The organism is Micromonospora sp. KC721 (assembly GCF_004348355.1).
Classification (GTDB): Bacteria; Actinomycetota; Actinomycetes; order Mycobacteriales; family Micromonosporaceae; genus Micromonospora.
This window is the reverse complement of record NZ_SMJY01000028.1, coordinates 1-15,261: the sequence shown is the minus strand read 5'-3', so window position 1 is coordinate 15,261 and position 15,261 is coordinate 1. Positions and strand designations below refer to the sequence as shown.

Here is a 15,261-nt window from a genome sequence, read left to right as displayed (position 1 = left end):
GTGGTTTGTTGTCAGCTGGCGCGGAAGAGTTCTTGTAGGCGGCTTCGTGGTCGCTGGTGCTGGTCGGGTCGGTGTTGAGCGAGGCGGATGATGTTCGTGCCGGCTGCGGTGAGGACGTGTTGGACGTGGGTCTTCGCGAGTCCGCGGTACCGGCAGTGGCGTAGGCCGTGCGCGTGGACGGTTTCGGAGACGGTGGCCTCGCACCCGGCGCGGAGGTCGTAGCGCCGTTTCCACTCGGGTGTTTGCTGTTGGGCGCGGGCCTGGGTCTGGATGATCTGTAGCGGCTCGGGTAGAAGGAGCAGGTGTCGGCCCTTGCCGTCGACGTTGCCGGTGCATTGCTGCCGGACGGTGCAGGCGCGGCAGTCCGCCCGCCGGAACAGCACCGAGAGTCGGGGTTTGCCGTCGGCCGTGGTCGGCTTCCATCGCGGACTGACGGTGCCTCTCGGGCAGGTGGCGGTCTCGGCTCGCCAGTCGATGTGGAAGTCCTCCTTGGCGAACCCGGGCCGCTCGACGGCACGGGGGTCCTGGCGGACCGGACCGACGATCGTGATCCCGTGGGTCGTCGACGCCTGGTGAACCGTCTCGGGTGTGACGTAGCCGCTGTCCAGGAAGTGCTCGGCCGGCGCCATGCGCTGCCCGGCCAGCGCGGAGTGGATCGTATCGACGGCGCCGACGTCCTGGTGCGGGGCCGGGGTCGTCACCACGTGCACGATGACGTTCGGTCGTTGCTCGTCGCAGGTTTCCGTCTGGTGAGCCTTGTATCCGACCCATTCGACCTTGCCCGGCTTGTGGCTGAACCGGGCCTGCGGGTCGTGTGGCGACACGATCTCCACGCTCGACCACGGCACGTGGGCGGTCTCCGCCTCGTCATCGGCCGCCGTGTCGACGCGACGCCTTCGAGTCGTGCCCTCCCGGCTCTTACGAGCCCGGGTCGCCTTCGCCTCCCGCCACCGCAGGTGTCCTGACTCGTCGTGCCAGTACTGTTGGACCCAGACCTGACGCAACACCTCGACTGCGGCCACCCCCGGCCCGGCCGCCGGGGCGGTCGGGCCATAGACGGCCCGTAGCAAGGCGATACCGTCAGCACCGACCTGTTGCACGTACTGGCGGACCGCGACCGCCCCGGTCGGCTGCCGCTCGTGACGCGCCGACCGGCCATACCGCTGCGCCCACTCCGACGGCATGACACCGGCCAGCCACACCTCATCCACCTTCGCCAGGGCCTCCAACGCCGCCCGTATCGTCTCCGCGACCAACTCCACCCGACTCAGCCGGCGCACCGCCGCAAGGACATGTGTGGAATCCGTACGCTGCCGGCCCCGCGCCCGCACCAGCCCCGCCTCCGCAAGCCGATCGACCATCACCGCGAGCAGCCGATCAGCCCGATCACCCTCGGCCAGCCGATCCCGGAACTCGCTGAGCACCGAGTAATCGAAGCCGGGCTCCGTCAACTCCATCCCCAACGCGTACTTCCAGTCGATGCGACACGCCACCGCCCGCGCCGCCTGCCGATCAGTCAGGTTCTCCGCGTACTGCAGCACCGACACCAACGCCAACCGGGCAGGCGACACCCCACGACGACCATCGGCCGGGAACCAGCCGACGAAGTCATCGTCAACGAACAGGTCCTCCAACCGATCCCGCATCACCATCGCCGGCGTGCCCTTCGGACTCGCCGCCCACGCCACCCGAGCCGTCTCCACCGGCACCACCGAACCCGAACCCCGCCCCATCGACATCCCGCTACTTCAACATCGAAGAGTCCTCAGCTCTGGCAGCGACGCACCCGGCCCAACCAAACCACCAAGATCACCAACAGCATCCATTCGGTGGTGTCGGAGGGTGCTGGTCAGCCGAGCAGGATTCGATGGCGTAGGAGCGCGAAGCCAGCGCGTCCGTACATTTGTCGCTTGATCAGTTTGGTCTTGGTGTTGACGCCTTCGGTGCCGCCGTTGTGGAACGGATGGGTCAGGGCGGCGTTGACAGCGGCGCGGTCCAGGCCGAGGCCGCGGATGAAGGTGTGTAGATGGGGCAGGTCGATGGTGTTGACCTCGGCGATCCACGAGTCGAGACGGATGTCGTTGCCGGCTGTGGGCGTGAGGAGCGCGGCGAACGAGCCGATGAAGCGGCCAGCGCGGTCATCTGTTCTGGTCGCCGGCATGAGCGAGACATGCGTTTGCGTGGGCGAAAACTGCATGATCGACGAGATATGGAGCCGGGGGCCAGCCGCACAGTCAGGGCAGGCGGTTGGTGGTGGTGAGGCGGTGGTACCAGTGGGCGGAGTCTTTCCAGGTGCGTTGCTGGGTGTCGTAGTCGACGTGGATGATGCCGAAGCGGCGGTCGTAGCCGTACGCCCACTCGAAGTTGTCCAGCAGGGACCAGACGAAGTAGCCCCGCACGTCCGCCCCGGCCGCCATCGCCTCGGCCGTCGCGGCGATGTGCCGACGCAGGTAGTCCACGCGGCGGTCGTCGTGCACCGCGCCGTCGGAGGAGACAACGTCGTCGAAGGCGGCACCGTTCTCAGTGATCATCAAGGGCAGGTCTGGGTAGTCGTGGTGCAGTCGCAGCAGCAACTCGGTCAGGCCGGCCGGTTCGATGTTCCAGCCCATCGCCGTGTGCGGGCCGGGTTGGGGCAGGAACTCGACCTGATCGGCGCCCACCCAGGCCGAGTGCGCCGAGCGGCCGTGACCGTCTGCGGCCGACCTGGGCGAGACGCCGTCCCAGGCGCGAACCAGCGTGGTCGAGTAGTAGTTGACCCCGAGCACGTCCAGCGGAACGGCCGTCGTGGCCTCGTCGCCGTCGTGCACGAACGACCAGTCGGTGACCTCGGCCGTGTCGGCGAGCAGATCCGCCGGGTACGCCCCGTCCAGCATCGGGCCGAGGAACGCCCGGTTGGCCAGGGCGTCGATCCGGCGTACCGCGTCGTGGTCGGCCGCAGAGTCCGATGCCGGCCGGATGACGTGCAGGTTCAGCGTCACCGACAGTTGCGCCGCCGGTGCCAGGTCGCGGATCACCCGGCCGGCCAGGCCGTGCGCCAGGTTCAGGTGGTGTACGGCCCGCAGCGCCGCGGCCGGTTCGGTCCGTCCCGGCGCGTGCACCCCGGAGGCGTACCCGAGGTATGCCGAGCACCACGGCTCGTTGAAGGTGGTCCAGGTGTGCACCCGGTCGCCGAGCGCGCCGACGATGTGTGTGGTGTAGTCGGCGAAACGCGACGCCGTGTCCCGGGCGGGCCAGCCGCCGGCGTCCTCCAGTTCCTGCGGCAGGTCCCAGTGGTAGAGCGTGGCCACCGGCCGGATGCCGAGTTCGAGCAGCCGGTCCACCAGCCGGGAGTAGAAGTCCACACCGGCGCGGTTGAGCGCGCCCGAACCGCCCGGCTGCACCCGGGGCCACGCGATGGAGAACCGGTACGCGCCGAGCCCGAGGGCGGCCACCTGGTCGAGGTCGGCGGCCCAGCGGTGGTAGTGGTCGGCCGCCACGTCGCCGGTGTCCCCGTTCAACGTCCGCCCTGGCGTGTGGCTGTAGGTGTCCCAGATCGACGGTCCCCGACCGTCCTCCTTCGCCGCGCCCTCGATCTGGTACGCCGCCGTAGCCGAACCCCAGACGAAGCCCTGGGGGAACACCACATCGCTGAGTTGATGATTCGCTCGCTGACGATCGCTCAATTCGCCACCTCCGTAACCTCGCAGCTGTATCCCGACGAGACGCCCGCCACCAGCTCCACGGTGGCCGTTCCACCCTGGTGGTGCACCTCGAACTCGGTGCCCGGACCACCGTCCGGCGACGGTATCCGAACCCGGGTCCGCTGCCCGGGTGCTGGGGCGAACAACCGCAGCCGGACGCCGTCGGCCCACGGGTAGTCGGGCCGGTCGGTGACCGATCCGAACGCGATGACCGCGCCGGGGCGGGCCAGCACCGGAACGCTGTCGTAGCCGTGCTTCTCGGTCACCCAGCCCGGCCCGGTGACCTGGGCACCGGTCATCAGCTGCGTCCAGGTGCCGGCCGGTACGTAGTAGGTCACCTGGCCGTCGGCGCTCATCACCGGCGCGACCAGCAGGTCCGGACCGAGCATGTACTGTCGGTCGAGGTACGCTGCGGTGGGATCGTCCGGGAACTCCAGGATCATCGGCCGCATCATCGGCACGCCCTCGACGTGGGCCTGTTCGGCCGCTGCCGCCAGGTACGGCATCAGGCTCAGCTTGAGCCGGGTGAAGCGGCGCAGCACGTCGACCGCCTCGTCGTCGTACGCCCACGGCACCCGGTACGAGCCGGAGCCGTGCAGCCGCGAGTGCGACGACAACAGGCCGAAGGCGATCCACCGTTTGAACACCGCAGGGTCGGGCGTGCCCTCGAAGCCGCCGATGTCGTGGCTCCAGTAGCCGAACCCCGACGCCGCCAGTGACAGCCCTCCGCGCAGCGACTCGGCCATCGCCACGAAGGTGGACTCGCAGTCGCCACCCCAGTGCACCGGAAACTGCTGGCCGCCGGCCGTCGCGGACCGGGCGAAGACGACCGCCTCGCCCTGCCCGCGTTCGGCCTCGAGCAGCTCGAAGACCGTCCTGTTGTAGAGGTGGGCGTAGTAGTTGTGCATCCGCTGTGGGTCCGAGCCGTCATGCCACACCACGTCGGTGGGGATGCGCTCGCCGAAGTCGGTCTTGAAGCAGTCCACGCCCATGTCCAGCAGCACCTTGAGCTTGCCGGAGTACCAGGCGACCGCGTCCGGGTTGGTGAAGTCGACAAGCGCCATGCCGGCCTGCCACTTGTCCCACTGCCAAACCGACCCGTCCGGGTTGCGGACCAGATATCCGGCTTGGCGGCCCTCCTCGAACAGGTACGACCGCTGGGCGATGTACGGGTTGATCCAGACGCAGACCTTGAGACCGCGCTCGTGCAGCCGGCGCAGCATGCTCTCCGGTTCGGGGAAGGTCGCCGGATCCCAGATGAAGTCGACCCAGTGGAACTGCCGCATCCAGAAGCAGTCGAAGTGGAACACCGACAGCGGCAGGTCCCGTTCGGCCATCCCGTCGATGAACTCGGTGACCGTCTTCTCGTCGTACGAGGTGGTGAACGAGGTGGACAGCCACAGCCCGTACGACCAGGCCGGCACCCGCGCCGGCCGCCCGGTCAGCGCTGTGTAGCGGCGCAGCACGTCCTTGGGGGTGGGGCCGTCGATCAGGTAATACGTCAGCGACTGACCCGGCACGCTGAACTGGGTCTGCGACACCACCTCCGACCCGACCTCGAAGGACACGTGTTCGGGGTGGTCGACGAAGACGCCGTAGCCGGCGCTGCTCAGGTAGAACGGCACGTTCTTGTACGCCTGCTCGCTGGCCGTGCCGCCGTCGGCGTTCCAGATGTCGACGGTCTGGCCGTTCTTGACGTACGCCCCGAAGCGTTCGCCCAACCCGTAGATCGTCTCACCGACGCCGAGTGCCAGCCGCTCGTGCACGTACCTGTTGCCCGCGCCGTCGGTGACCACGCCGATGCTGCGCTCGGTGGAGGAGGTGACCAGCCGGTCGCTGTGCAGGAAGTCGACCCGCCACGGGCCGGTCAGCGCCACCCGGACCGTAAGTTCGCCGGTGGTCAGCCGCGCGCTGATCCCGGTCACCTCCACCCGCACCGGATGGTCGGTGCTCTCGGTCAGGGTGAAGCGGGGCTGCCTGGGCAGCCCGCCGCTGTGGTGACCGATGGTCACGCCGACCACGCCGGGTGCGGGAGAGAAGAACCGTACGGTGATCACCGGTCGGTTGAGGGTGTCGCCGCGTCCGGTGATCTGGCCGGTCGGTGCGAAGACGGTGAAGGATCGCTCGTCCGGCTCCACCGACTCCACCGTGCCGGGACGCAGCACACTGACCCCGGGACGCAGTTGCCAGTATCCGTCGGTGAACTTCACTTGTCGGCTCCTGCCGTGATGCCGCGCGAGAGGGTGCGCTGGAAGATGAGGAAGAACAGGATCGCCGGGAGGAGGCTGATCAGTGCCCCGGCGTTGGTGGTGGGGGCGTCCATCAGCCGGTCGCCCTGCAACGAGGCGAGTGCGACCGGGACGGTCTGCGTCTGGTTGTCGATGAGCATGACCAACGGAATGAGGAACTCGTTCCAGGTCCAGATGAAGAAGAAGACCAGCAGCACCGAGATGGTGGGGCGGACGTTGGGCAGCACCACCCGCCACAGGATCCGCCACCGGCCGGCCCCGTCGAGCGCGGCGGCCTCCAACAGGGTACGGGGGAACGTGCCGAGCACCGAGGCGAGCAGATAGGTACCGAAGGCGGCCTGGATGACGGTGAAGATGATGATCACTGCCAGCCGGGTGTTGTAGAGCCCGGCCTCCTTGGCGAAGTGGTAGAGCGGATAGATTAACGCCTCCTGCGGCAGCATGTTCGCCAGCAGGAAGAGGCCGATGATCCAGAGCCGGCCGCGGACCCGGCCGACGCCCAGGGCGTACGCGCTCAGCAGCGAGACGACGACGGCGAGTACCGCCACCGAGCCGGAGATGAGGACCGAGTTCCACAGCTTGACCGGGAAGTCGACCTGCTCCCAGTAGGTCCGCAGCCCGTTGGTGTAGAACTGGCTCGGCCAGCTCAACGGTCCGTTGGTCGAGTAGTCGGCGGGCGACTTGAACGCGTTGAGCAACATGAACGCGAACGGCACCAGCATGGCGAGCGCCGCCGCACCGACCAGCGCGAGCACGATCCACCGGCCGGCGCCCCGGTGCCGCCGGTCGGCCGGTCGCCGTACCCGCTGGGGTGGGGTGAGGGTGATCGCCATCAGAGCACTCCGTCCCGGCGTTCGGCCCGGTTCTGCGCCCGGATGAACAGCACCGCCACCACGACGATGATCAGTGTCAGCACCATCGAGATCGCCGAGCCGTAGCCGACCTGCAACCGTTTGAAGAAGGTGAAGTACGCGAAGTAGGACGGCACGTTGGTGGCGTTCTCCGGCCCACCCCGGGTCAGGGCGAAGATCGGGCCGAAGACCTTCATCGCCGCGATGGTGCAGGTGAGCCCGACCACGAACGTCTCCGGCCGGATCTGCGGCAGGGTGATCGCGCGGAACCGTCGGAACCAGCCGGCCCCGTCGATCTCGGCTGCCTCGTACAGCTCCGGGTTCACCCGCTCCAGGGCAGCCATGAAGACCACCACCGGATAGCCGAGCTGCACCCAGATCATCACGGCCATCACGGCGGGCAGCGCGGTGTTCGGGTCGCCGAGCCAGTCATGGGCCAGCGAGCCGAGCCCAACCGCGTCGAACAGTCCGTTGAGGGCACCGTCGGGCCGCAGGATCCAACCCCAGACGATGCCGGCTACCACGACCGGGAGCACCTGCGGCAGGTAGAAGGCGGCCCGGAGGGCGGCGGCGGTACGGGGCCGGAACCGGCGTCCGATGGTGTCGAAGAGCACCGCGGCGAGCACCAGCCCGATCAGGGTGGGCAGCACCACCATCGCGATGATCATCGCGACGGTGTTCTGGAAGGACGTCCAGAAGACATCGTCGGTCAGCAGGTTGCGGTAGTTGTCCAGTCCGATGAAGGTGGGGTCGCCGACGCCGGACCATTTGGTCAGCGAGAGGTAGCCGGTGTAGACCAGCGGACCGCCGATGACCAGCAGGAAGAGCAGCGCGCCGGGCAGCAGGTAGAGCCAGTACCCGGTGTCGGAGCGCGACCGCCGTCGCCGGCCGGCGGATGCCGGTGCCGAGGGAGGTGTCGAGGTCGCCGGTGCGGCGACGACCGTGTCGGGGGATGCCATGGGAATCCTTCCAGGGTGGGGCAGGCGCGCCGGTCGTCGCACCTGCCCCGGCCGCCGTCAGTCGCGCTTGATCTCCGCGACGCCGTCCTGGTAGGGCTTGGCGATCGCGTCGAGCACCTGCTCGGGCGAGCGGGACTGGTTGATCAGGCCCTGGAAGCCGGAGACCAGCACGTCGTAGTAGCCGGGGACCGGCCAGTCCGGGTAGAAGGCCAGGCCGTCCTGGGAGCTGACCCGGTTGAAATCCTCGATCAGCTTGCGGTCCTTCGGGTCCTTGATCGTCGCCGGGTCACCGGCCACCGGAATCCCGCCGTTGTTCCCGATCAGCGTCTGGATCTCCGGCCGCATGGTGATGTCGATGAAGTCGTAGGCCAGGCTCTTGGCCTTGCTCGTCTCCGGGACCACCCACAGGTTGCCCGACGAGCCCGCGTGCAGGGTGTTGCCGGGAAAGAGGAAGGTGTCCCAGTCGAAGGAGATCTCGCTCTTGAAGCGGCCGAACCACCAGCTGCCCGAGACGATCATCGGCGTCTTGCCCGAGATGAAGCCAGTGCCCATGTCCTCGGCCTTCAGGCTGGCCGAGTCCTTGGCGACGTACCCCTTGCGGACCCACTCGGCGAACGTCTCCGCGCCGTAGCGCAGCGGGTCGGCCTTGAAGTCGACGGGGTTGGCGTAGAGCTGGTAGTTGTTCACGAAGGCTCGGTCGGCCCGGGAGAGGGCGAGCTGGTAGAAGAGCTGGCCGGCCGGGTACTCGGCGCCGGACATGCCCAGCGGGGTGACGCCCTTGGCGACGAAGGTGTCCATCGCCGCCGCCATCTCGGCCAGCGTCCTCGGCACCGTGACGCCGTGCTCGGCGAAGAGTTCCTTGTTGTAGTAGACCGTCACGTACTCGCCGTAGTTCGGCACGCCGTACCAGTTGCCGGATCCCATCACGCCGTTGTCGTACCGGGCGGTGGTCTGCAGGCTGGGGCTGAGCGCGGTGTCCCAGCCGCGCTTGGTCGCCTCCTCGGTGAGGTCGGCGAGCAGGCCCTGCGAGGAGAGCAGGCCCGATGTGGCGTTGCCCTTGTTGTACTCCATGATGTCCGGGCCCTCGGACGAGTTGAGGATCATACCGGCGTTCTGCTGGATCTGCTCGAACGCCTTGCGCTCGAAGCGCACCTCGACGCCGGGGTGCTCGTCTTTGAAGATCTCGATCGCCCGGTCCCAGGCGATGCCCATGGCGCTGTTGGCGCTCTCGTAGTGCCAGAGCTTGAGGACCTTCGCCTCGCTGTCACCGCCGTCGTCGCCGCAGGCCACCAGGCCGGTTGCCGCGAGCGCCGCCACTGTGACGGCTACGGCTACTTTACGGAATCGTCGCATTGCTAGTCTCCCTGGTGAGTATCGAGCCGGTACTCCTTCAAGCCCGCCGTCGCGTGGCAGCGCGGCGGCGGGCTGCTTCGGTGCTCGGGGACAGCCGGTCAACGGCGGGCCCCGGGTCTACTGCGCTGGCGGCCGGCGTACGGGGCGGTCCACTGGAGCCACGGACCTCCAGCACGCACGGCAGCAACTCCTGGTGGATCTCGCCGGCGCCGCCCTCCACGTGCCGCAGCAGTGTCTCCACCGCGATACGGCCCAAGGCGGACCCGGGCGAGGTCATCGCGGTCAGGGCCGGGGTGGCCAGCTCGGCGACCTGGGGTGAGGTGACCATCGAGACGACGGAGACGTCGCCGGGGACGGTCAGGCCCCGGGTGGACAGCTCGCCGAGCAGCCCGAAGACGGCGCTCTCGTTCATCGCCAGCACGGCGGTGAGGTCGGGTGCCTGTCGCAGCGCCACGGCCAGCGCGGCCCGGCCACTGGCCGCGCTGTCCTCGGCGGGAATCATCAGCGGAGCCAGGCAGTGCTCGGTCATTGCGGCGATGAACGCGTCGCGGGTGCGCAGCGCCGGGCCGTAACCCTCGGCGATGGTGTCGGCCGAGTGGTTGACGTAGACGATGCGACGGTGGCCCAGCCCCACCAGGTGGTCGACGGCGTCGCGGACGGTCCGGTCGAAGTCGATGTCCACGTACGGCAGGCCGGTGGTGTCCTCGGTGCGTCCGATCAGCACCGTGGGTACGCGCGCCTCACGCAGCACGTCCACCCGCGGGTCGTGTAGCTGGACCTCCATCAGTAGCGCACCGTCGAGCATCCGCTGGCTCGCCAGCCGGCGCAGTTCGTCGAGGTCGCCCACGCCGATCGGGGAGAGCACCAGGTGGTAGCCGGCCGCCACGGCGGCGGCGGTGGCGCCGGTGACGAAGGCGGTCTCGGTAGCGCCGATGCCCCGTTCGTCCATCGGCAGCAGCAGACCGAGGATCCGGCTGCGTCGGCTGGCCAGCCCTCGCGCCAGGGCGTTCGGCTGGTAGTCCAGCTCGGCCATGGCGACGAGGACCTTGTCCCGGGTCGCCTGGGAGATCGGGCGTGCCCCGGTGAGCACGTACGACACGGTGCTGACCGAGACCTGGGCGCGGCGCGCGACGTCCTGCATGGTGGCCATCGGGCACCTCCTCACGGTCCGCCTCGGCTGCTGTCGAAGCGCTTCGACTAAGCGGTTCGACAGAAAGTAGGTCAGGTGTTACGACCACGTCAATAGGCAGTGACGAAGTGAGGTCGGATCACGCCCGATCAGCCGGCGGGCAGGCCGAGCAGGCCGGTGGCGGATCCGCGGCGGGCCGACCGCAGCCACTCGTCGGCGAGCCGGGCCAGGGCGGTTGGGCCGCGGCCCTGCCCTGTGGCGCGGCGTGCACGTGCCCGAACCCCTCGTGCCCCGCACCCGCCGCGCCGTGGTGGTCGATTAACCATCTACATGCGCGGCACACCGGCTGAGCCGCTGATCCGGGCTCTCGCAGGCGATCCCCGCGAACCTTCGACGACGACAATCGCGATGTGGCGCAACGCGGTCGACAACGTCGATTCCGCATTCGCGGCCAGGATCTGCCTGCATCAGCTTGCCCTCAGAGGCGCGCTCAGCACGGCTGAACTGGCCCGGCTGGGGCCGGTGGGCAACCTCGACGACGATGACCGCGCCGTCTGCACCGCCCGGAACACCGCTGCCGCCGGCAACCTCGATGAGGCGATCACGCTGTTGCGGTCGCAGGGGTCGCCCGCTGCGGCAGAGGTGCTGATTGAGCTCCTCCGCGAGGGGGGCCGCTACGACGAGGCGCTCGCTGTTTGCGACGAGGCGTGGGGCGCGTTCGGAGGTCGAGCACCAGGAGGATGCCGAACGCGGCGTCCGTCTGCGTGTAGGCGCTGGCCTGGCCGACGTACCTGCGTAGGCCCTCTTTACTGGCGTCGTCCTGCTCGCGTTTACATTCCACGCTGAAGCAGGCGTGGGCGAAGTTGACGATGATGTCGGCCCGGCTTCCACCTCGATCGAATACCTCGGCTCTGACCTGGTTGTAGAGCGGGCCTTGGTCGAGCCAGTCCTTATAGTCCTGATGCATTGGTCGTTCTTTCGGCGGCGGGTTGCCGGGGGGTAGCGCGAAGGAATGCGGTGCGGTCGCCGCCCATCTCACCGCCGATCTCGAAGCGACTGACGAGGTAGAGCAGCGTCTGCCGGAGCAGAACCTTGAACGGTCCCGCGATTTCCGGGATCGCCCAATCCGGGGCGTCCGATAGCTCGCTGAGAAGCTCCTGGAGCTTACGTTCTACCTTGACGTTCCCGGTCGATGCTTGCGCTACTTCCTCGTTCGGGAATGTGGATCTAACGGCACCTCTCTTGTCAACCTGCCGGCAGCAGAGAGGTCTCCGTATCTTTGATCATGGCGCGGTAGACGACGTCGGACAGGCGCCGTTTCAGGCAGCGCATGGCTTCCTTGTGGGTTTTGCCTGCGGCTCGTTTGTGCTGGTAGTAGTCCCGGCCGGGTGTCGCTCGTTTGATCTGGGCCATGGCCATGACGTGCAGGGCGTAGTTCAGCTGTCGGTCCCCGGCGCGCGAGAGGCGGTGTCGTTGGATGTCGCCGGAGGACACTTCTATCGGCGCGACACCGCAGTACGAGGCGAATGCGGCCTGCGACCGGAACCTGTTGACGGCTCCGGCGCGGGCCAGGATCTTCGCGGCGGTGACGTCGCCGATGCCGTGTAGATCGGTCAGGGTGGTGCCGGAGGCTGCGACCGCGGCGGACAGCGTTGCTGTTGCCTCGGCGATGCGCCGATCGAGGCGGCGCACCTCGCCGAGCAGTTCCACGGCGACCTGGCGCATGGTACGGGCCAACAAGGCCCTGGGGCGGATGCTGCATAGCGCAGCGGCTGCGTTGTCGGCGGTCAGTCCGCGGGGCAGACCGGCGGGAATGAGCTGTGCCAGCAGTGCATGAAGCCGGTTGACGATCTGGGTGCGGCCGCGGACGAGGTCATCGCGATGTTCGGTCAGGCACCGCAGGGCGGCGATGGTCTCATCGACGACGGCGGTGTTGAGTCGAGCAGCGGTGTGTGCGGCGATTCCGACTGACAGGGCGTCGGCCTGGTCGGTTTTGCGGCCGTGCCCGGTGGAGAGCATCCGAACGCGGCGGGCGCTCGCGGGCACATCAACCACGTCGACACCGTCGGCTGCCAGCCGAGAGGTCAACGTGGCGCCGAGGCCGGTGGCGCCTTCGACCGCCCAGACGGCATGTGACCAGCGGCCGGCGAAGCGACGTAATTGCCGGTAGCCGTCGCGGTTGACCTCGACGCGGATCGCGGCCAGTGGCTGAAGTCGGTTGTCGACCGCGACGGCGGTCCAGGACGCCTTGTGAGGATCGATCGCCGAGACGGGATTGCTTGTGGGGATGCCGGTGCTCTCCCTGTGAGGAGAGCGCCGGCATCACGGTCGGGTCAGTTGGTTACGCGGAAGGTGGCGTCGCCGCGTGCTGTCGTGGTGGTGATCGGGTCGAGGCGCAGTTGGTAGGCGTAGTGGCGGATGTAGCGGTCGGGGTAGTTGTACGACTGGAAGGACGACCAGGTCGGGTCGGCGAGCCCGGCGACCTGGCGGAAGGTGGCGTCGGCGGCGAACTGTGCGGTGCCGTTGTTGTAGGCCAGCTGGAAGTCGTATCCGGCGTGCCGCAGGAAGTAGCCGGGGAAGTTCACCGACTCGAAGGAGACGGTGCCGGCGAGGCCGGGCCGGAGCCGGAACTGGGCGTCGTCGGCGGGGCTGACATTGGGGTCGATGCGCACGTCCGTGTTGAGGTGGCGTACGTATCGGTCCTGGAAGTTGTACGACTGCAGCCGCTGGGCCGGGGTGTTGGGCCAGCGCGCGAGCAGGCGGCCCTCCTCGGCGGCGGTGAGGGTCATGATCGCGCCGTGGCGCTTCGGGGTGCCGCCCATGTCGTAGCTCGCCGGCGCCTGAAGCTGGTACGTGCTGACACTGGACGGGTTGGTCGTCAGGATCGGTCGGTATTCGCGTACGCCGTTCTGGAGATGGTCGATGTAGAGGGCCCACTCATCGCGGTCTCTGAACTTCATCCAGACCGGGCCTTCCACCACATTCCCGGTCAGGCCGATGCTGGAGAGGTTGCCGAGGTTGGTCCACGTCCCCAAGATCGAGTTGGTGCCCTCGACCGTGTTCTGGCCGTCGCCGGAGACTCGTATGTAGCGGTAGTTGCCGACACCGGGGGGCAGCTCGGTCATCTGGGTGTCGACGACCGGTGTGGTGCCGGGGGGGTCGATCCAGACCTGCGGGGTGGTGATGGTGCGGAAGTCCGTGGTGCGGGCGGAGTAGATGCGGTACTTGAACACGCCGTTGAGAGAGGCGTTCGTCGCCCAGTACAGGACGTAGTCGTTGGTCTCGGGGTTCCAGATCGCCTCCGGCGCCCACGCGTTACGCCCGCCGGGGATCGCGCCGGCGACGTTGATCAGCCAGGGCTGCGACCAGGTGACCAGGTCCGTCGACTCCCACACCACGAAGCTGGGGCTGCCGTTGGTGTACGTCGAGCCGCAGCGGACACACAGGTCGGTCGCGATGATCCAGTAGCGGCTCCCGTCGGGAGAGCGGATCAGTGCGGGGTCACGCACCCCCTTCGTGCCGATCGGGGAGTGCAGGACCGGCGCTCCGGCGTTGAGGTCGTTCCAGTGCAGGCCGTCCGTGCTGTGCGCGAGGTACAACCTCTGACCGGTCGCAGAATCGCCGGTGAAGTGCACCATCAGGTAACCCGGGTCGGCGGCGACGGCCCGCTACGGTGTGCTCACCGCCCAGGATGTGAACAGCAGGCAGGCGGCAGACAACGTCGCCACCAGCCTGATCAAAATTTTCGACATTTGTCTCCTTCGGGACAGTGTGGGTGGTGTATCAGATACGTGGATCAGTGGATGTTGCTGGCCGTTCCGCAGGTGAGCTGTCAGCGAGGTCAGCGGTGGAGGCGCCGACGACGGTGGCACGCTTGCCGCTGCGGCGGGCCTGCTCATATAGGGCGTCTTCTCCGAGGTGGTCGAGCGGGAGGACACCGACCCTGTTAGCGCTAACATCTATCAACGCGCTCATGGGATCGTCGATGTTTTACGTGCGTGTTAGCGCTCACAGGCCCGTTGTTACGGCACAAGCTAGGTGCGCCCAGCGCGGCCGTCAATACTTTGCCCACTGCGTAGAACCGGCGAGGACGCCCTGCCCCTGCAGGTCTCGCTGCAGCTTCCGTCGAGGTGGGACCGGCAGCGGACTGGGATCGGGCGCACGTCGCACTTTCTCACCACCCTCGCCATTGACAGGCGGTCAACGTGACCGGCGCCGGGCAGCCGACCCAATTCGGCAGCGAGCTGACTGAGGTGCTCGTCGAGGTTCAGCCGGCGTACGTGGGTGATGGACTGTTCCACGCAGCCGACCGCGCCCGGGGACGCGTGGGCGTGCGTCACGCCGAGGAGCCCGCCGCATCACAGCTCGGACATCGGGCCGGCCTCGAGGCCGTCGAGAAGCGTGGCGAGTGCGAATTCGAAGAGCGCGTCGTAGTCGACGGCCATGTCGTCGGGGGCGAGGTGGGTGGCGATGAACGGGAAATCGTTACCGCGGAGCAGGCCGACCAGTTCTTCGGACCGGTGGCGCCACCATTCCTCGGGGGTCTCGTCGGTGGTGGCGCGGGCGGTCTTCTCGGCGGCGGGGAGCAAGGCGAGGCCTTGGACGAGGCCGGACACGGTGAGGTAGACGGCTAGGAGCCGTTTCGGGTTCATCCCTGGACGCTTGATGCCGGTGAGGATGCGCTCAGCGGTGGCGAGGAGGCCGCGGCCCACCGGCGGGCGGCTTGTGGCGATGGCGGGGAGCAGCCAGGGGTGGCGCAGGTAGAGGCGCCACTCCTCGCGAGCCTCGTGTTCGAGGCGGGAACGCCAGTCGCCCAGTTCGGGGCCGGGCGGTTCGATGTCGTCGAGGACGGCGTCGGTCATGGCGACGAGCAGGGCGTCGCGCGAGGGGAAGTAGCGGTAGAGGCTCATGGTCGCGACGCCGAGTTCGGTGGCGAGGCGGCGCATGGTGAACGCGTCGAGACCGGTGGTGTCGGCGAGTTCGACGGCGACGGCGGCGATCCGGGCGGGACTGAGTGTTGTGGGGCGGCGGATGCGGCCC

At 68.2% G+C, this 15,261-nt stretch carries 10 protein-coding genes and 1 pseudogene; all 11 read right to left on the bottom strand.

The window, feature by feature from the left end:
- Positions 1–11: 11 nt before the first annotated feature.
- Entirely contained in the window at positions 12–1,739 is a 1,728-nt protein-coding gene (locus tag E1182_RS07750; protein ID WP_207921310.1) for an IS1182 family transposase, read from the bottom strand.
- Between the two features lie 110 nt (positions 1,740–1,849).
- Positions 1,850–2,122: pseudogene (locus E1182_RS07745) on the bottom strand (transposase); the annotation flags it as partial.
- 112 nt (positions 2,123–2,234) lie between these two features.
- A complete protein-coding gene (locus E1182_RS07740) occupies positions 2,235–3,623 on the bottom strand; it encodes a GH1 family beta-glucosidase (RefSeq protein WP_165942545.1) in 1,389 nt (462 codons plus the stop codon).
- Positions 3,624–3,658: 35 nt separating this feature from the next.
- Complete coding sequence (gene yicI / locus E1182_RS07735) at positions 3,659–5,890, bottom strand: alpha-xylosidase (protein WP_132262458.1); 2,232 nt, start codon at positions 5,888–5,890, stop codon at positions 3,659–3,661.
- Positions 5,887–6,762, bottom strand: a complete 876-nt coding sequence (locus E1182_RS07730) for a carbohydrate ABC transporter permease (RefSeq protein ID WP_132262456.1) — start codon at positions 6,760–6,762, stop codon at positions 5,887–5,889. Before E1182_RS07730 ends, yicI begins: the two co-directional genes overlap by 4 nt.
- Complete coding sequence (locus E1182_RS07725; RefSeq protein WP_132262454.1) at positions 6,762–7,739, bottom strand: carbohydrate ABC transporter permease; 978 nt, start codon at positions 7,737–7,739, stop codon at positions 6,762–6,764. The genes E1182_RS07730 and E1182_RS07725 overlap by 1 nt, the downstream gene beginning before the upstream one ends.
- Positions 7,740–7,796: 57 nt before the next feature.
- Positions 7,797–9,092, bottom strand: coding sequence for an ABC transporter substrate-binding protein (locus E1182_RS07720; RefSeq protein WP_132262452.1), 1,296 nt, complete (start codon positions 9,090–9,092; stop codon positions 7,797–7,799).
- A gap of 37 nt (positions 9,093–9,129) precedes the next feature.
- Entirely contained in the window at positions 9,130–10,242 is a 1,113-nt protein-coding gene (locus E1182_RS07715; RefSeq protein ID WP_132262450.1) for a LacI family DNA-binding transcriptional regulator, read from the bottom strand.
- Between the two features lie 1,224 nt (positions 10,243–11,466).
- Positions 11,467–12,483 carry an IS110 family transposase gene (locus tag E1182_RS07710; RefSeq protein WP_207921312.1) on the bottom strand — a complete coding sequence of 339 codons (1,017 nt, stop codon included), beginning with the start codon at positions 12,481–12,483 and terminating at the stop codon, positions 11,467–11,469.
- Between the two features lie 71 nt (positions 12,484–12,554).
- Positions 12,555–13,859, bottom strand: coding sequence for a glycoside hydrolase family 43 protein (locus tag E1182_RS07705; protein ID WP_243706084.1), 1,305 nt, complete (start codon positions 13,857–13,859; stop codon positions 12,555–12,557).
- Positions 13,860–14,579: 720 nt separating this feature from the next.
- A partial coding sequence (locus E1182_RS07700; RefSeq protein ID WP_132262446.1) for a TetR/AcrR family transcriptional regulator occupies positions 14,580–15,261 on the bottom strand: 682 nt, incomplete at its 5' end.